We start from the raw sequence: 17,688 nt of genomic DNA, 5'->3' as shown, positions 1-17,688 counted from the left end.
CTCATTGCAATCCCGCATCGAGCATCGGCCCGGTGTCACCGAAGAACGTGACCTGGTTGCCTCCCCAGACTGGTGATGCTCCCTTCATGAACTTGCCAGGGTTCATAAGCATAGGACCCTCCACCATATCGTATGGAGTGTCGGTACTCCCCCCGCGATACCCCCGAACGAATCCCGCAAGGGAGGAATCACCTTCGGAGAACGATAGTGAGTTCAGTGAATCGAGCTGACTCGTCGGAATACGGAAGTGGAGGACCGTGCCATTCTTACCAAACCTGGCCGCCCAGTCAGCTGCCTGCTGCGGGTCCCTCGTCGTATAGAAACCATTGCCGAAGTCCATTGGGCGCGAGGAGAAACTAGTATCGACCCCATTGGCCCTAATATTAGCTGCTGCCGACTTGGTCGTTCCATGATAGAGATCCGTAAATCCGCAACCGCTATCGGTGTTGTGCACCAAGATCGGCGTGGTACCGGCGAGTACATAGTACGTATGCAACCCACCGATGGTCAGGTCGTACGTCGTGGTGTTGGCGTGGTATAGGTGCAGCGCTGTGACCTCGGCCGGGCCGGTCGGGGTCTGGAGGAGGTCGCCTGCCTGGAGGTGCTGGGCGTCGACGAAGGACGAGCGGGACTCGTCGTAGAAGGGGTGGTGGAAGGTCGTGGTGAGGGTGTCGCCTTGGACGGTGGCGCCAGACGCGCGCTTCGGGGCGGCGGAGGAAGCCGTCGCGTGGACACCGGAAGGCGCGGGGTGGTGATCGGCGGCCATGGCCGGCTGGGTGAAGCCGACCACCGCGGCGGCGGTGGCCGCCAGTCCGACGGCCGCCTTGCCCACGGCCGCCTTCAGGCGGCCGACCCGCTTCACCGTGAGCTTCACGAAGTCGTGGTCGGTGTGGGTGACGATGACCTTCTGGACGGTGTGTGTCTGCGTGCCCTTCTGACCCGGGACACTGTCCTGAATCTTGTCGCCGACCTTGACCTGGTCGATGGGCTTGACGGAACCGCCGGCCATCAGCACTGGCGTCGCACCGGTGAAGCTGTGCGTTCCACCGCACCCCGAGAACGCGTCCCGCAACGCCCCCGCCGCGGTGGAGAGCGCACCGCCCGCCGCTCCGCCGATCGCTCCGGAGACCGCGCCTCCCGCGGTGGCGTGGGCCGCTCCCGACCAGGAGCACCCCGTGCCACTCTCCGGACAGGTGATCCCGTAGGCGGCGGCGCCCGTCACGGCGCCTGATGTGCCGCCGACCGCCGCTCCCTCCAGTGTGTTGGTCACCAGCTTCGGCAGGCTGTCGCCGAGGGCCGACTCGGCCAGCTTGCCGCCGAGCGCGCCTCCGATACCGCCACCGATGGCTCCACCGACCGCGCCGACTCCGACCGAGGTGGCGAAGGCGCCGACCGAGCAGGCCCCCTTCTGGCCGTCCATGCACTTAGCGCCCTGGTCGATGGCGCCACCCACGGCACCGGCGAGCGCGCCGCACAGCATTGCGCCGGGGACGGCGAGGGTTGCGCCGCTGCCTGCCGTGATCGCCGCCTCGCAGCCGGCGAAGACCACGGTGGACGCGGCGAACGACGCGATGGCGGCGGCGTGGTTCTTGATGAACACCGCGCTGGTGTTCACGGCCTTGGCCGCCGCGTGGTAGGCGGTGGCCACCGCGTGCACCGTGCCGTGGTAAGCGTGGGACATGGCTGAGGCCGCGCTGCGTGCCGCCTGGGCGGCTCGCGCCTTGATGGTTCGTTCCGCGTCGGCGATTTCCTGGTTGACTTCGGCGATCTCCCGGTCGAGCCGGTCGATTTCCCGGTCGAGGGAGTCGATCTCGTTGGAGATGGCCCGCGTCGTGTAGTCCCAGGCCTTCTCCGCGTAGGTCGTGACGGTGTCCCACGCGCTGGAGACCGCGTCCGCGACGTAGTGGTAAGCCGAGGAGACCGCGTGCGTCACGGCGTGCCAGGCGGAGGACGCCGCGTGGGTGACGTCGTGCCAGGCGCCGCTGATCGACCAGTGACCGGTCGGATCCGTGTCGGTGAGCGGGTTGTCGTTGGCGTACGCGAAGGGGTTGGCAGCCGTCGAGTTCGGCATCGGGCTCAGGGACGCGGTGTCCTTGTCCATGAACTGGCCCACGGCCGGGTTGTACCAGCGCGCCGCCATGTTGACCTTGCCGCTGTCGGACTCGGTCCAGCCGGACTGATAGCCGAGCTTGCCCTCGGGTGTGCCGGTCGTGCCCGTGACGTCGCCCAGCGGGTCGTACCCCGTGGACGCGGTCATCGCCGTGCCACCGGCGGAGAAGTCGCCGACGACGTCGTCGTGCTGGTCGGTGTAGGCGAGGGTTCCGGTGGTGGGGTCACCGCTCGGCGTGCCGATGCCGACGAGAGAACCGTCGGGTGTCCAGGTGTAGGTGTTGGAGCCGTCCGAGGCGAGGGTGTTGCCCGTGCCGAGGTAGGCGAACGTGGTCGAGCTGCCGGCACCGGTGGTGTCGGTGATGGCGCGCCCCAGGGCGTCGGTCACGTAGGTGTGACCGTCCTGGGTGACCTGTTGGCCGAAAGCGTCGGATGTGAAGTCGTCCGAGGCCGACGTGGAGGCCTGCTTGGTGATCGTTCCGCGGGCGCTGTAGGTGTAGGTGTTGAGCCCGTCGCTGGTGAGCTGGTCTCGCGCGTCGTATGTGTAGACGTTCGAACCGGCGCGGATCCGGTTGCCGGAGTCGTCGTAGGCGTAGTCGGTGGTGTTGGTGCCGTCGTTCCACGACGTGAGCCGGTTCGCCCAGTCGTACGTATAGGTGTTGTTACTCGCTCCTGCCAGACCGCTGGTCGTCTTGCTGGTCTCGTTGCCGTTGGCGTCGTAGCCGTAGCCGATGGAGGCCACGGTCGCGCCGGCCGACGTCTTCAGGGTGTCGCCGGTCAGCCTGCCGAGGTGGTCGTAGCCGTACGTGCGGGTGTCGCCGTTGGTGCCGTACTGCACGGAGGTCGGCTGGGACAGGGAGTTGTAGCCGTACGTCAGCTGGGTTCCGGTGGCCGGGTCGCTGAGCGTGGCCAGCCTGTCGTCCCCGTCGTAGCCGTAACTCGTGGTGCCGGCGGCATCCGTGACGGATGTCGGCAGCCCGTCGCCGTTGTACGAGAACGAGCTGGTGCCCGCCGATCCCCCCATGCTGAGCAGGTCGCCGCGGTCGTCGTAGCCGAAGTTCTCGTTGGTCGCGGGTGTGGTGCTGCCGATCGCCGCCGTGGCCGCGGTGAGCATACGGCTGTCCGCGTCGTAGGTGAACGAACGGTCCGCAGTGGCCGCTTCGGCACCGCTGCCTGTTTGCGAGGTGACGTCGCCGAGCTTGTCGTAGCCGGTGGTGACGGTCACGCCGCCGGGCTGCGTCTGGCCGACCGCCCGTCCGTCGGCGTCGTAGGTCGTGGTGAACGTCGAGTCGGCCGCCGAGGTGTAGCTGTAGGTCGACGTGCTCACCGACGGCTCGATGGTGGACTCGGGCAGGTTCCAGGAGTTGTACGTGTAGTACGTGGCGTTGCCGCGGCCGTCGGTGTACCGGGTTCCGTTGCCCGACGCGTCGTAGCCGAACGACGTGGTGATCGAGTGGGACGCGTCGACCGGCTGCACCTCGCTCACGACCTCGCCCAGAGCGTTCCTGGTGTAGGTGGTGGTGTGGGTGTCCGGATCCGTGGCCGACATCAGGTTGCCGTCGGCGTCGTAGGTCGCCGACTGGGAGGACAGCACCGTGCTGCCGTCGGTGTCCAGGGAGGTGACCTCCACGGGGTCGCCCAGCTGGTCGTAGGCGACCGTGCGGGACGTGCCGTCCGGCAGCGTCGTGCCGGTCGGCCGGCCCTGGAGGTCGTAGGTGTAGCGCGTGGTGTTCCCGGCGCCGTCGGTCGACTCGGTCTTCTCGCCGACGTTGTCGTAGCCGTACGACGTGCTGGTCCCGTCCGGGCTGGTGCTCGACGCGAGGAAGGCACCACCCGGGTTGACGGGTGAGGCCGTGTAGGAGTTGGTCGTGGTGTACGCGGCGGTGCTGGGGTAGCGCTCCAGGGACGTCGAGGTGAGCGGACGGCCGAGGTAGTCGTAGGTGGCCTGGGTCTGCGCCCCGACCGGGTCGGTCACCGCCAACGCCTCGCCGTTGGCGTCGTAGACGGTGTGGGTCACGCCGCCCGACGGGTCGGTGGTCTGGGCGGTGTCGCCCAGCTGGTCGTAGAGGTAGGACGTCGAGTTCTGGAGCGGGTCGGTGCTCTTGGTGACGTTGCCGTCGCCGTCGTAGGTCCAGGACGTGGTGGCATCGGCGATCGCGGTGGACGAGCCGGGCGGTGTGTAGGACGGCAGGGTCTGGCTCGCCTTGCGGCCGTCGGCGTCGTACGCGGTGGTGGTGACGTTGCCGTCGGGATCCTCGGTCTCGGTCTGGTCCCCGAAGGCGTCGTAGCCGACCGTGGTCACCGGGTGCACCATGCTTTGCGGGCCACCGTCGCTCTCGGCCTCGACGGCCGGGGAGCTGGTGACGACCAGGTTGCCGGCCTCGTCGTAGGTGTAGTTGGTGACGTTGCCGTCCGGGTCGGTCATCTGCGTCGGGAGGCCGCGTTGGTCGAGCGTCCACTTGGTGGTGGCGCTGGTGGACGACGCGGTCGTGCCGCCGGTGCGGCCGGCCGAGTACAGGGACTGGATGTCGGAGGCCGACAGGGGGCGCTGGTACGCCTGGACGTCGGAGACTTCCCCGTTGAGCGGGTTGGTTCCCTGCCCGTTGTACCAGCCCAGGCCGACGGCCAGTTGGTGCGGAGCGTCCCAGGGGGTGGTGTTAATGCCGCTGGCTGCCGCCGAGCCGTTGACGTAGAGCGTCCCCGTACCGGTGGAGGCGTCGAAGGTGTAGGCGACCTGGGTCCAGGTACCGGTGGTCGCGGTGTTGGTGCCCGCGGTGATCTGAGTGCCGCTGGCGCCGACGGTGTCGGAGGCGGCGAGGTTCACCACCCATGCCTTGCTGGCAGCGCGGTAGCCGAGGGAGAAGGAGGTGGCGTTGTTGCCGAAGGCAGACGCGACGGTCTGGTCGTTCGCGGCCCCGGCCGCTGCCAGGTTGACCCAGGCGGTGGTGGTGTAGGAGGACGCGGTGTCGAGCGCGTGGCCGTTGGTCGCGATGTCCTGGGACTGGCTGCCGGACAGGACGGCCGCGTTGTCCTGCCACGTGACGCCGCTGCTCACCACGCCGGTGTTCCCGGACCCGGACTCGTCGGTGACCGTGCTGCCCGAGGTCTGGTTCAGTGGCCACCACACGTTCGGGTGGCCCGATCCGTCCTGGTCCACCGAGGTGCTGGTCTCGTTGCCCATCGGGTCGTAGGTGGTGCTCGTGGTGGTCGTCGCCCCGGTGGCGTCGGTGATGGTGCTGGTGGCGATGTGGTCGTCGGGGGTGTAGGCGAGGGTGGTGGTGCGGTCCACGCCCGTGGGGTCGACGGTGGTCGAGGTGTCCCGGTCCGCCGCGTCGTAGGTGGACGTGGTGGCCGTCGCGCCGTTGTTGGTCACCTGCTTGACCAGGTTGCCCGCCGCGTCGTAGCTGTCCGACTCCTGCACGTAGCTGTTCTTGCCGGTGGAGTCGGTCCGGGTGACGGTCGCCTTCAGCCCGTTGTCGGTGTAGGTGTACGACGTCGTGTCGCCCATCGCGTCGGTCTCGGACTGGAGCCGTCCGGCCGGGTCGTAGGCACGTGAGGTCTCCACGAGGTCCTTGGCCGCCGACGGGTTGACGGGGTCCCCGGTGTAGGCCTTGAGGGTCTGGGTGAGCAGGTCGCCGTTCGGGTCGTAGGTGTAGGCCAGGGTGTTGCCGTCGGGGTCCTGCTCGGTCGCCTTGTTGCCGTAGGCGTCGTAGGTGTACGTGGTGGTGTCGCCGGCGGCATCCTCGGTGGAGGCCAACTGGTCATAGACGTCATAGGTGTTGGCCACCTTGCGGGAGGCGTCACCACCGGACAGGTCGTCGACCGTCTGGGACAAGACCATGCCGTCAGGGTCGTAGGCGGTGGTCGTCCGCGCCTGGTGCACCGCACCGGTCACGCGGTTGGTGATGGCCGGGTCGGTCTCGGTGAGCACCTGCGAGTCGCCGTCGTAGGTGTAGCTGGTCGTCAGTCCGCTGGGGTAGCTGTCGGACGTGTCCGTCTTAGTCAGGACGCGTCCGAGGTTGTCGTAGGTGTAGCGGGTCACCAGCCCGTCGGGGTTGGTGACGGAGGCGACGTCGCCGTCCTTGAAGTACGTGATGGTGGTGGTCGCCCCGCTCGGGGAGACCGTCCTGTAGGGCAGGCCCTTGGGGGCGTACCCGCCGTCGGCCGCGGCGACGCTCATGCCGTCGGTGTAACTGATCCTGGTGATACGGCCGTTGGGGAATCCGGCGACCGGTGGCGTCGTCACTCCGGTCTTGTTGCCGGCCGCGTCGTAGGAGTACGAGGTCAGGTAGGTGGTGTCGGTGGCGGATGCCGAGCGTCCGTCGCGGACCGTGGCCACCAGGTCGTTCTGCGCGTTGGGTGTCAGTTGCGCGGTGGTGTCGTCGGGCAGGTAGGTGGTGTAGGTCGTCGAACACTCCTGGGCGGCCTGGTCCTGGCACGTCGTGCGGGAGACCTCGTTGCCCCGCACGTCGTGCCCGGTGACGGTGGTGTCTCCGTCCGGGTCCGTCTCGGTGTAGAGGAATCCCCGGGTGTCGTATCCGTAGGACGTCCGGTCGCCGAGTCCGTCGGTCTGCGACAGCATCCGGAAGCCGTTGAGGATGTCGTACTGGTAGGTGTCCGTCTTGCCGCCGGGGTCGGTCACCTTGACCGTCTCCATAGGCGCCAGGCCTGCGGAGGCACCGCCCGCGGCCCAGTGCTGCGCGGCCTCCTGGCCGGTCAGCTGACCGCGGTAGAAGGCGACCTCGGCGATCGAGCCGGGGAAGTAACCGAGGGTATTGGTGGGGTGGTTGGTCCAGTTGCCGCCGGCTGCTCCCGCTCCGACATAGAGGTATCCCGTGCCGGTGGAGGCGAGAGCGGCGGAGGTGGTGCCGACCTGGTTGCCGTCGAGGTAGAGCGCCTGGGCGGTGGTGGAGGCGGTCAGCAGGACCGAATGCCATTTTCCGTCGTTGACCTTGGCCGAGGTGACGATCTGGTCGGCGGTTCCGTTGCTGTCCCAGAACTTGCCGTAGAGCTTGCCGTCGGTGCCGACGTACAGGGCCGGGTCGTAGCCGCCGCAGCCGACGGGATTGGCGGTGATGGCGCATTTCTCCTCGTCGAGGAGCACACCGCCCGCCGTGTTGCCGGACGGCATCTTGAACCACATCTCCGCCGAGGCGGGCCCGGTGGTGACCGCGTCGCTCGACGGCATCAGCACGTAGGACGAGGTGCCGTTGAAGGAGGCGGCCGTCTCGTCCGAGAAGGGACCGCCGGTGCCGAGGGTGACGCCGGAGTACGTGGCGTTCCCCGAGTTGACCTCGTCGATCGCCTGCGAGGCCCCCGCGGATTCGCCCAGCCTGAAGTAGGCGGCCGGGTTCGAGCCGAGGACAGCGCCCCGGTAGACCTGGCTCGAGCCGGAGACGGTGGGCGCGGCCATCGACCACGAGCCGCCGTTCTCGTCCGTCAGATGCGTGACCGCACCGGTGATCGGGTCGTAGGCGATGGTCGCGTAGGCCTTGCCGGACGGCCGGGTGACCGAGGTCAGCAGGTGAGCCTGCTGGGTGCCTGCCTGGTACTGCGCGCTCACGTCGGACGCGGTCAGCGGCTGGTCGTAGAAGGAGGCGTCAGCCACCGAACCGTTGAAGTAGGTCGCGTAGATCGTCGACGAGCCCTTGTGCGGTTCGTCGGGCCACGTGCTGCCGAGGTATCCGGTGCCCAGGTACACATGGGTGAACAGCCACGGCATGTTGCCCGTGAAGCCGAAGCTGCCGTATCCGCCGGAGGTGCCCACCTGCTTGCCGTCGAGGAACATCACCTGCGAGGTCCACGACCCGGTGAGGACGACATGGTGCCACTTGCCGTCGGCCACGGACGACGACGTGGTGATGGGCGTGGTGGTGGTGCCGTACCAGAACAGGCCGTTGAGCTTGCCGTCACTGCCGACGTAGAGCGAAGGCGTGAAGTCGCCCTTCGTCGCGCTGGCCTGGATCGGCATGTCCGACGAGCCGAAGAGCACTCCTGCCGACGCCGTGGAGGTCTTGAACCACAGGGATATCGACTGCGAGGAGGAGGTGCCCAGTTCGAGGTCGGGCAGCTGGACGGAGGAAGAGGAGCCGTTGAAGCCCGCGGCCGTCGCGGTCCCGCCGGCGAGTGGGCCGGGCTGGCCGAGCGTCACGTTGGAGTAGGTGCCGTCGTCCGCGCCCTCCTGGGCGAGGACGGCGCTCCTGGCGGTCGTCCCTGAGGTCTCGTTGAGGGGCCAGTACGAGCTCGGCGCACGGTCGAGCACCTGGTTGTAGTAGTCGGAGCCGGCCGTGTAGCCGTACGTGGCGCAGTGGGTGGCGTCCGACGGCGAGCAGACCTGGGTCAGTTCATCGGCGGTGTAGCCGTAGTTCCAGGTCAGGGCTGTGCTCTGGTCGGTACCCGTGACGGGGTCGGTGGCGACCGACATGACGTGGGCAAAGGTGGCGCCGGTGGGTGTGGACCAGGCGAGGTGCAGGGCGCGCCCTGCGGCCACCGAGGTCATCGTCACGATGTGGCCGGAGGACCAGGTGAAGGTCTCGGCCCGGCCGTTGGCGTCGGTGATCGAGCTGATGCCGTAGACACCCGAGCCCAGCGACTGGGTGAAGGCGTAGACGGTGGCGTTCTTGTCCGTCAGCGAATAGCCGCCGCCGGAGACGCTCTTGAAGGTGGCGAAGCGGCCCTCGGGCGGAGAGAACGTCCCGTCGGAGTTCTTGCCGTAGCCGACCACCGAGCCGTCCGGGTAGGTCACCTCGACGCTGGCGAGCGCACCGCTGGAGTCGTCCCGTTCGGTCGCTCGGGCGTCGAAGACGCTGGACCACCCGGCGCCGAAGGCACCGGTGGTACGGGGGTCACGGGAGTTGTAGTCGCGCACCACCGACAGGGAGGGCCCGGGCACGGAGACGTTGGCGTCGGTCGCGGAGGTGGTGTAGTTGCCGATGGCCGGGCTGTAGCCGTGGTTGTCGGTGTTCTGCGACAGCTGCGAGGTGACCACGGGTTGCGGCACCTGCGGGGTCAACGACTGCCAGTTGGGGCCGGGTGAGTAGTTGGTGCCGTCGTAGGCCTGAACCTCCCAGTAGTAGGAGGTGCCCCAGGACAGCTTTCCGGCCGGCACCTGGTAGGAGTTGGCGGTGATGAGCCCGGAGTCCACCACCTTCGTTCCGGCGGCGGTGTACACCTGGAAGTCGTACTTCTGTGTGGCCGTCAGGTTGGGGTCGATCTGCCCCGTGGCGGCGAGCCGGGGGGTGAGCGTCGGCACGACCGAGCCGTTGTCCGGGCTGGTGCTCACGATCTGCGGCAGCATGGCGCCGGTGTAGGTCAGCGACAGGGTGGGCGCCTCACCCGGGTCGTACAGCGAACCGAACTGCTTCCAGTGCAGGTTGTCGCTGGTCGAGGCGTAGACGGCGAGGCCGTAGTCCTTCGACGAACCGCTCGCCCAGGCGTTGATCGTGCTGGTGGACAGCGGGACGGTCACGTTGTCGCCCTTCGACATGTCGCCACCGGAGTTGGCGCAGCCGTTGGGCACGCTCGGCGTGACGTTGCCGATGGAGGAGCCGTACGAGGGCCCCGGGTAGGAGGTGACTTGCGAGGGCGCCCATGCCTTGGTCACGGCGGCCACGTCGAGACGCTCGGCCGTGCAGGTCGCCGCCCACACGTCGAACAGCGTCAGCGACGCCGCGCTCACCGACACCTTGGAGCCGTCGATGCCCAGGTCCGGGAAGGACAGGTAGGAGACCGCGTCGTGGGTTCCGCTGTCGTAGGAGCCGACCTTGATCGTCTCCTCCATCGAGTGGTCGCCCGCGTTGCCGGACTCCGCGTAGGTGGTGGCGGCCTGGCTGTTGTCGTAGGAGGGGTCCACGGTGACGGGGAAGACCCGGCCGGGAGCGCGCAGCCAGTTCTTGTCGAGGGTGACCACGAGGGCGGTGCCCGTATTGGTGCGAGTCAGCTGGTAGGTGACGGCGTGCGTGGTGCCACGCTCGCCGGACCTCGGGTCGATCTTGGAGTCATAGGCGTACGCGGGCGGGATCTCTCCCACGCGCTTTCCGGACGCATCGCTCAGCTGGACGGAACCGTCCTTGACGAGAGACGGGGTCAGGCCCTTCAGGTCCAGCGGGAACGTCCAGGTCGTTCCGGCGTCCGCCGAGCCCAGGACGACGGACTCCTTCAGCCCCGTGGCGGTCGGCTGGAGGACCAGGTCGGTGTGGGGAGAGACTCCCGCGTAGGTGACCTTGGCGCCCGACACCGTGGGGGTGACCTTCGAGGCTCCCTCGAGGCCGTAGCCGAAGGAGCGCGATCCGTCGGTCTCGACGCGGGCGAGATCGGCGCTGGACGAAGAGTCCGCGAAGTCCACGCCGAGCGAGTTGGCACCCTCGTGCCACCGGCCGTCGGTGCCGCGATGGACGGAAGTGTCGATGGGGTGCCATGTGCCGGACGTGTCGCGGTAGTTGATCGGCCCTTGAGCGATCCGGCGGGTGGTCGTGCCGTCCGCGTTGGTGTAGTAGTCCGAGTTCGCCGTGGACTTGGAGGCCACAAGCTTGCTCGTGCGGGCGTTGAAACCCGCGTGACCGAGGGTCGCGGACGGGCCCTGGTCGACCTTGCGGCCCAGGGGCGTGTACGGCTTGAGCTCCCCCGTGCCCGGAGTGTGTGCCCGGCCCGTGCCGCGTCCCGCCCGGGTCGAGGCGGCCGTCGCCTGGTGGCCGTGGCCCGATGCGGTACCGGACTGCTGCTGCGGAAGGTGACCCCAGCGCGGTGACGTTGGGCTCTTCAGCCAAGCGACGACCTGCTGGAGCGAGGGCACGGACAGTGCCGGGAGTCCTCGCCCGAGGGCGTAGGCCTGCTCGCCGCCCATCACCGTGGCGAGTCCGATCAGCGACAGCAACGCGACGAAACGGACCACGCGACGGTGGACACGCCGCAACCGGGCGGACCGACGGAAGGCGCGTGAACGCATGGGGACTCCAGCAAGATCGATAGACAAGCTCGCGAAGTCTTCCCGACGGATTCACAGAATGACCACAAAATCCGCCATGTTCTTGCCAAGGCTTTGCGGTCAAGCGTTCGGTCCGCACGATTTGGGCGTTCCGCGGCCATGCGAGTCCGAACGCATCAGTCGCGTGACGCCTGCCGGACCGTCGCCGCGACCGCGGACCGGGTCGTCGAATCCGCTTTGAGTACGGTCACGTTGGCGCGTGGCACACCTTGCCCGATCACCACGAACCGGACTCCGGAATGACGCGGAGCCACCTGTTCCACCGCCGCGGCCTGCACACCGCCCACCGCGAGAACCATGTCGCAGCGGCGCTGCACCAAGCTGTTCACGTAGGGGACCGCGTTCGCCACCGTGGCGGGACCGTAGACGGGCAACGACGAGACCTTGGCATGGGTGGTGAGCGACGCGTCCTCCATCCCGGACCAGACAGACGCCGCTTGCCTCCCCACCACCCCTTGACCGTCGGTCAGTACGCAGGCGTTGAAGTCTGTGTACTGGCGAGCTCGCGGCGTGGTCGCGCTGCTGTCGCTTCCGGCCGCCAGCCACACGCCCATGCCGCCCGCGGCGACGATCGCGGCAGCCGCACCGCCCACCACCCAGTTCCTGTGCCGCATGGCGGTCTCCCTCCACCGAACGGTACGACCCGACGCCGACCGTGGACCGCGAGAGCATAGAGGCAGATCACCTCGGAACGTGAAGTGCCCCCGGCGCGCTACGCACCGGTGCCATGCCGTCCTCCCGGTCAAGCGGAGCGCTGATCGCGTCGGCCGCCCGTCCTCGGTTCTTGAGGCGCGGAACCGCCGCTACTCCCCCGCTTCCCCGTACGGCCACGGGTCCTCGGGGAACACCCGGGCGAACCAGTGCGGTTGTACGTCTCGTAGCCTCAACGAGCGCCAGCGGCGCGGGTCCTGGGGCTCGGGGACGCCGACGGCGACGTCCGGGCCGTACACGAACAGCCGCTCCTGGCACACGCCGCACGGGGTCAGCACCCAGTGGCCGCGTCCGGCTCCCGCGTCGACGACGCAGACCGATGCCACGACCCGGCGGTCGCGCTTGAACGCCTCGCAGAGGGCACCGGTCTCGTGGCACAGGCTCACCGCGACGTTCGGTGGCTGCGGAGCGACACTCGTCAGCACGGTGCCGTCGTCCAGCCGCAGCGCCGCCGCGCCCGACCACTGCTCGCCATCGGGGAAGCGGGAGCGGGCCAACTCCACTGCTGCGTCCACCAGTTGGCGGTCGACGACGGCCAGATCGGGCATGCGTGGCCCCCTCCTCGGAACTTCCCGCACGCGGCTGCGGCGGGAACGTGAAGGGTATGGGCCCGCAGGGGGCCGGGGCGAGAGGATTGCCCCGGCCGCCCGCGGAGTTCGATCGGGCGCCTCAGCCCGACAGTTCGGCCGTGCGGTCCGCCAGCGACTTGGCGCCGGTGTCGGTCAGCGAGCCGTACAGCCGCAGCCGGGAGATCCCGCCGTCCGGGAAGATGTCGATGCGCACGTGGGTGGCGGGCGGCGCGTCGACCAGGAAACGGTGCACGGTGTCGGGCTGGAGCCGGGTGCGGGGCAGGACCTGCACCCACTCCGCGTCGGGGCCGGACGCCTGGTCCTGGGCGTAGAGCGCGGCCCACCCGGCCGAGTTGCCCTTCAGGTACGCCGTGTCGATCTCCACCGCGCGGATCACCGACTGCTCGGTGAGGCGGTAGCGCACCCAGTCGTTGCCGTCGTCGCGGCGGCGCCGGGTCTCCCAGCCGTCGTCCATCTTGCGGGAGCGGCCGGGCAGGATGGTGTTGGTGGGCGGCGAGTAGAAGCGGTCGGAGGCGTCCTCGACCACGCCGCCGTTCTCCAGCGCCACCAGGTCGAACGTGCCGAGGGTCGCCAGCCACTCCGGGTCCGGGGCGACCTCGCCGTAGACCCGCAGCCGGGCGATGCCGCCGTCGGGGTGCTGGTTGAGGCGCAGGTGGGTGAAGCGGCGTTCGGCCTCGACGGAGAAGGCGTTGGCCGCGTGGCCGCCGATCTCGGTGCGCGGGACGATCTCGGTCCACTCCACGTCGTCGCCGAGCAGGTCGGCGGGGGACGCGGACAGCGGCGCGGTGGTGGCCTCGACGCTGACGGCACGCGGGTAGTTGCCGCGGAAGTGCGCGGTGTCCACGACCAGGCCGCGTATGACACCGGGCGCGCCGAGCCGTACCAGCGCCCAGTCGTGGTCGTCGGCGGTGGGGTGCGGGGTGGCGGCGCCGGTGCCGCGGCGGCGGCGGGTCTCCCAGCCGTCCATGATCTTGCCCTTGTGGCCGAAGCGCTCGGGGTCGAAGACGGCGGGTTCGGGGATCAGCAGGTTCTCGCGCTCGGCGAAGAACTCGTCGTTGGCCGCGACGACCCCCGCGCCGAGGCGGCGGTCGGCGAGGTCGACGAGGTCGTCGAAGGGCAGGGCGTCCGCGCGGCGGTAGTCCGCGTACGGTTCGCTGCCCTCCTGGTACGGCTGGGCGTCGCCGGTGAAGCGAGTGACCTGCGGCATGCGATCTCCTTTGCGTGCGGGGCGGGTTCAGGGGCGTTGCAGGAGGCGGCCGGCCGGGCTGGTGGTGACCCCGTGGTCCGCGATGAGCCGTCCGCGCAGCCAGGTGGCGCGCACCACGCCGGTGAGGGTGCGGCCCGCGTAGGCGGTGACGCGGTTGCGGTGGTGCAGCGCGACCGGGTCCACGGTGAAGGTCTCGTCCGGCGCGAGGACGGCGAAGTCGGCGTCGCGGCCGGCCTCGATGGCGCCCTTGGCGGGCAGTCCGGCGAGCGCGGCGGGCGCGGTGGACATCCAGCGCACGACGTCGGCGAGGGTGTGGCCGCGGCGGCGGGCCTCGGTCCACATGGCGGGCAGGCCGAGCTGGAGCGAGGAGATCCCGCCCCAGGCGGTGCCGAAGTCGCCGGTGTCGAAGTTCTTCAGGTCGGCGGTCGAGGGCGAGTGGTCGGAGACGACGCAGTCGATCGTGCCGTCGGCGAGTCCGCCCCACAGGGCGTCCTGGTTGCCGGCCTCGCGGATCGGCGGGCAGCACTTGAACTCGGTGGCGCCCTCGGGGATCTCCTCCGCCTTCAGCGTGAGGTAGTGCGGGCAGGACTCGACCGTGATCCGTACGCCCTCGCGCCGGGCGGCGGCGATCAGCGGCAGGGCGTCGGAGGACGACAGGTGCAGGATGTGCACCCGTGCGTTCATCCGCCGGGCGAGCGTGATCAGCCCTTCGATGGCGGTGTTCTCGGCGGCGCGCGGCCGCGAGGCGAGGAAGTCGGCGTACCGGCGGCCCGCGGCGGGCGGTGCGTCGTCGATGAGGTGGGGGTCCTCGGCGTGCACGATGAGCAGGCCGCCGAAGCCCGCGATCTCGCCCAGCGCGTCGGCGAGTTGGGCCGGGTCGAGCTGGGGGAACTCGTCCACGCCGGAGTGCAGCAGGAAGCACTTGAAGCCGAAGACGCCCGCGTCGTGCAGCGGACGCAGGTCCTTGACGTTGCCGGGGACCGCGCCGCCCCAGAAGCCGACGTCGACGTGCGCCTTGGCCTGGGCGGTGCGCCGCTTGACCTGGAGGGCGTCGACGGTGGTGGTGGGCGGGATGCTGTTGAGCGGCATGTCGATGATCGTGGTGACGCCGCCCGCCGCGGCCGCCCTGGTGGCGGTGTCGAACCCCTCCCACTCGGTGCGGCCGGGGTCGTTCACGTGGACGTGGGTGTCGACGAGGCCGGGCAGCAGGGCGTCGTCGCCGAGGTCCACCACCCGGGCGTCCCGCGGCAGCCGCGCGTCGTAGGGCAGGACGGCGGCGATGCGCTCACCGCTCACCGCCACGGCCGCGGGGCGCTCGCCCTCGGGTGTGACGGCCCTCGTGGACCGCAGGACCAGGTCGACGCGCTCAGTGCCGGGCACACGCACCCCTTCCGACGACTTTCCGGTTCCGGAGGCCTCCGCGACGTTCCCGGGGCGGCACTCCGACGAAACTTCAACGTTCTGTTGAACGAATCTTCGGTCCGGCCCTCGCGGGCAGTCAAGACCCATCGGAAGCGACCGCGCGACACGGGACGACGTTTGGATGATTCCACAAAATGGAAAGAAAGTTCCGTAGAGCAGAAGGTAGCTCCGGACACTTGCGGCCCGGGCGGCGGCCCGGCATCGCGCGGGCCCACCACCCGCGATCACGCCGCCGGACGCGTCGCGCGGGGCGGATGCGCAGGCCGCAGCCGGTGAACACGCGTCCACCGCCCGGTAGGCTGCGGTACATCCGCCGGACGCCCCCGGCGGTCCCAGTGGCCCCCGAAAGGCTCCGAGAGGACCGGACGTGCCGTCGATGAGCTCCAGCAGGCCCGCCAGCACCGCCAAGACCACCGGCTCGGCCGGCGGCACCGGCGGCGTGCAGTCGTTGGAACGTGCCTTCGACCTGCTGGAGCGGATGGCGGACGCGGGCGGCGAGGTGGGCCTGAGCGAGCTGTCGACCAGCAGCGGGCTGCCGCTGCCCACCATCCACCGCCTGATGCGCACCCTGGTCTCCTGCGGCTACGTGCGCCAGCAGCCCAACCGCCGCTACGCGCTGGGCCCGCGGCTGATCCGGCTCGGCGAGAGCGCCTCGCGCCTGCTGGGCACCTGGGCGCGGCCGTACCTGACCGACCTCGTCGAGGCGACCGGCGAGACCGCCAACATGGCGCTGCTCGACGGCGACGAGGTGGTCTACGTGGCGCAGGTGCCCTCGCGACACTCGGTGCGGATGTTCACCGAGGTCGGCCGCCGGGTGCTGCCGCACTCGACCGGCGTGGGCAAGGCGCTGCTGGCCGCCGTGCCGCCCGAGGAGGTCAGGGCGTTGCTCGGCCGCACCGGGATGCCGGCCGCGACCGACCGCACGATCACCGACCCGGACGCGTTCCTCGCGGAGCTGGCCCGCATCCGCGAGGCGGGCTATGCGATCGACGACAACGAGCAGGAGATCGGCGTGCGGTGCCTCGCGGTGAGCGTGCCGGACTACCCGACGGCGGCGGCGATCTCCATCTCGGGCCCGGCCGGACGGGTGACCGAGGCCGCCCAGGACAAGATCATCCCGGCGCTCCAGGACGTGGCGCGGCAGCTGTCGCAGGCACTGGCCAACTCGGGCGGCGCGGGCTGATCGCCCCGGAGGGGCCTTCCGCGGGCTGCCCCGCACCGGGCCCCGGCGGCGGCCGACGCCCGGTGCGGTTGGCCTCAGCCGTGGGTGGACGGGGCCCGGTCCGACGGGTGCGCGGGGCGCGGGGACGACGACGGGCTCGGGCCGAAGAGATCTATGGCGCACCGAAGGGCGGCGACCGGTTCGGCGAGCGCGCTGACCGATCCGAGGGCGCTGGTGACGACCAGTAAGGAGGTGCGCAGGCGCGGTACGGATATCGACCCGTCCGCCACCGCGGCGTCGAGCACCGCCAGCTCCTCCTCCGCTACCTGACGATCCGACAACTGGGGCCGGTAGCAGGCCAGTTCACGGCGCAGGCGGCCGACCGCCCTGCGCAGTCCGGCCACTCGCGGATCTTCGCCGCAGACCTCGTCACGGTCGGCGGCGGGTCGGGCGCACTGCCCGATCCGGTCGTTCGACACTGACCAACTCCCCTTCGGCTGGCTGAGAGTCGGACCAGTAAAGGCCACGCTCCGCGCATCGCGCCATACGGAGAGCGAAATCTGGGGAAAAATTCATGGTTCTCCGGCCACTTCTCATCTTTCGTCGCGCCCGCCCGTCGTCGCCCCAGGGGACCGATCGGCGTTCGTCGTCGCCGGAGCGGGGTGGGGCGAGGTATCCAGGAGTCATGACGCAGCAGCGGCGAACCCACGGTTCCCACCACCACCCGCACGACGTCCGCCGGCCCCGCCCCGCCGGCGACGGCGGCCCGCCCGGCCGGGCGGCCCCCGTGGCGGGGCTGCTGCTGGCGGCCGGGGCCGGGCGGCGGCTGGGCGGGCGCCCCAAGGCCCTGCTGGAGTACCGCGGCGGCCTGCTGGTCGAGCACGCGGCGCGGGTGCTGCGCGAGGGCGGCTGCGACCCGGTGCACGTGGTGCTGGGCGCCGCGGCGGACGCCGTACGGGAGCGGGCGACCGGGCTCGGCCCGTACCGGCTGGTCGACAACCCGGAGTGGGCGGAGGGCATGGGCTCCTCGCTGCGCCGGGGCCTGGCCTCGCTGGCCGGCAGCCGGGCTCGGGCGGTGGTCGTGGCGCTGGTGGACCAGCCGGGGATCGGCCCCGACGCGGTGCGCAGGGTGATCGGCGAAGGGCTCGGGGACGCGCCGGACTCCGCGCTCGCGGCGGCCGCGTACGACGGAAAGCGGGGTCACCCGGTGCTGTTCGGGATCGAGCACTGGCCGGGCATCGTCGCCTCCGCCACCGGTGACCAGGGCGCTCGGGCCTACCTCAAGGCGTACGAGAGCAGCGTCACACTCGTGGAGTGCGCGGACCTCGCGGCGCCGGACGACATCGACACCCCCGCCGACCTGCGGCTCCTCGCCGACGATCTTTCCGCCTTGCGAAAAGGTGGTTCCGATCACCCTGCACGCAGTGCCACAGACCGTTGATCTTCCACTATGCAGAAACTATGCTCCACGCAGCAGAAGCCTCGGGCGCGCCGCACACCCGCC

8 protein-coding genes are annotated in these 17,688 nt (G+C 70.1%); 2 read left to right on the top strand and 6 right to left on the bottom strand.

Features of this window, described 5'->3' with window-relative positions:
- Position 1 precedes the first annotated feature (1 nt).
- The 5 genes from K7472_RS32630 to allB form a co-directional block, all read right to left on the bottom strand.
- Positions 2-10,999 (bottom strand): LamG-like jellyroll fold domain-containing protein, encoded by a 10,998-nt coding sequence (locus tag K7472_RS32630; protein WP_222977477.1) that lies wholly within the window; start codon positions 10,997-10,999, stop codon positions 2-4.
- Positions 11,000-11,208: 209 nt separating this feature from the next.
- The gene (locus tag K7472_RS13395; RefSeq protein ID WP_222977467.1) at positions 11,209-11,706 is read right to left on the bottom strand and encodes a type 1 periplasmic-binding domain-containing protein; all 498 of its coding nucleotides are present in this window, start codon (positions 11,704-11,706) and stop codon (positions 11,209-11,211) included.
- A gap of 189 nt (positions 11,707-11,895) precedes the next feature.
- Positions 11,896-12,351, bottom strand: coding sequence for a cytidine deaminase (locus tag K7472_RS13390; RefSeq protein ID WP_222977465.1), 456 nt, complete (start codon positions 12,349-12,351; stop codon positions 11,896-11,898).
- A gap of 121 nt (positions 12,352-12,472) precedes the next feature.
- Entirely contained in the window at positions 12,473-13,600 is a 1,128-nt protein-coding gene (alc, locus tag K7472_RS13385) for an allantoicase (protein ID WP_222977463.1), read from the bottom strand.
- A gap of 27 nt (positions 13,601-13,627) precedes the next feature.
- Positions 13,628-14,980, bottom strand: coding sequence for an allantoinase AllB (gene allB / locus K7472_RS13380; RefSeq protein ID WP_308013893.1), 1,353 nt, complete (start codon positions 14,978-14,980; stop codon positions 13,628-13,630).
- 418 nt (positions 14,981-15,398) lie between these two features.
- Between allB and K7472_RS13375 the strand changes: the two genes are divergently transcribed.
- Positions 15,399-16,205 carry an IclR family transcriptional regulator gene (locus tag K7472_RS13375; RefSeq protein ID WP_222977661.1) on the top strand — a complete coding sequence of 269 codons (807 nt, stop codon included), beginning with the start codon at positions 15,399-15,401 and terminating at the stop codon, positions 16,203-16,205.
- A 74-nt stretch (positions 16,206-16,279) separates the two neighbouring features.
- Here the strand turns inward: K7472_RS13375 and K7472_RS13370 are convergent, their stop codons facing one another.
- Positions 16,280-16,663: a DUF5955 family protein gene (locus K7472_RS13370; RefSeq protein ID WP_308013892.1), complete on the bottom strand. Its 384-nt coding sequence runs from the start codon at positions 16,661-16,663 to the stop codon at positions 16,280-16,282.
- 206 nt (positions 16,664-16,869) lie between these two features.
- On the opposite strand from K7472_RS13370, the gene K7472_RS13365 reads away from it, so the two are divergent.
- Positions 16,870-17,625, top strand: coding sequence for a nucleotidyltransferase family protein (locus K7472_RS13365; protein WP_222977458.1), 756 nt, complete (start codon positions 16,870-16,872; stop codon positions 17,623-17,625).
- The last annotated feature ends 63 nt before the right edge of the window (positions 17,626-17,688 follow it).

It is taken from the genome of Streptantibioticus parmotrematis, from assembly GCF_019890615.1.
GTDB lineage: Bacteria > Actinomycetota > Actinomycetes > Streptomycetales > Streptomycetaceae > Streptantibioticus_D > Streptantibioticus_D parmotrematis.
This window is presented reverse-complemented; position numbering and strand designations above follow the sequence as displayed.

Bases quoted from the DNA above. Each gene is read 5' to 3' on its own strand.
- K7472_RS13395 (WP_222977467.1), bottom strand. From the start codon at position 11,706: ATGCGGCACAGGAACTGGGTGGTGGGCGGTGCGGCTGCCGCGATCGTC.
- alc (WP_222977463.1), bottom strand. From the start codon at position 13,600: ATGCCGCAGGTCACTCGCTTCACCGGCGACGCCCAGCCGTACCAGGAG.
- K7472_RS13390 (WP_222977465.1), bottom strand. From the start codon at position 12,351: ATGCCCGATCTGGCCGTCGTCGACCGCCAACTGGTGGACGCAGCAGTG.
- K7472_RS13375 (WP_222977661.1), top strand. From the start codon at position 15,399: ATGAGCTCCAGCAGGCCCGCCAGCACCGCCAAGACCACCGGCTCGGCC.
- K7472_RS13365 (WP_222977458.1), top strand. From the start codon at position 16,870: ATGACGCAGCAGCGGCGAACCCACGGTTCCCACCACCACCCGCACGAC.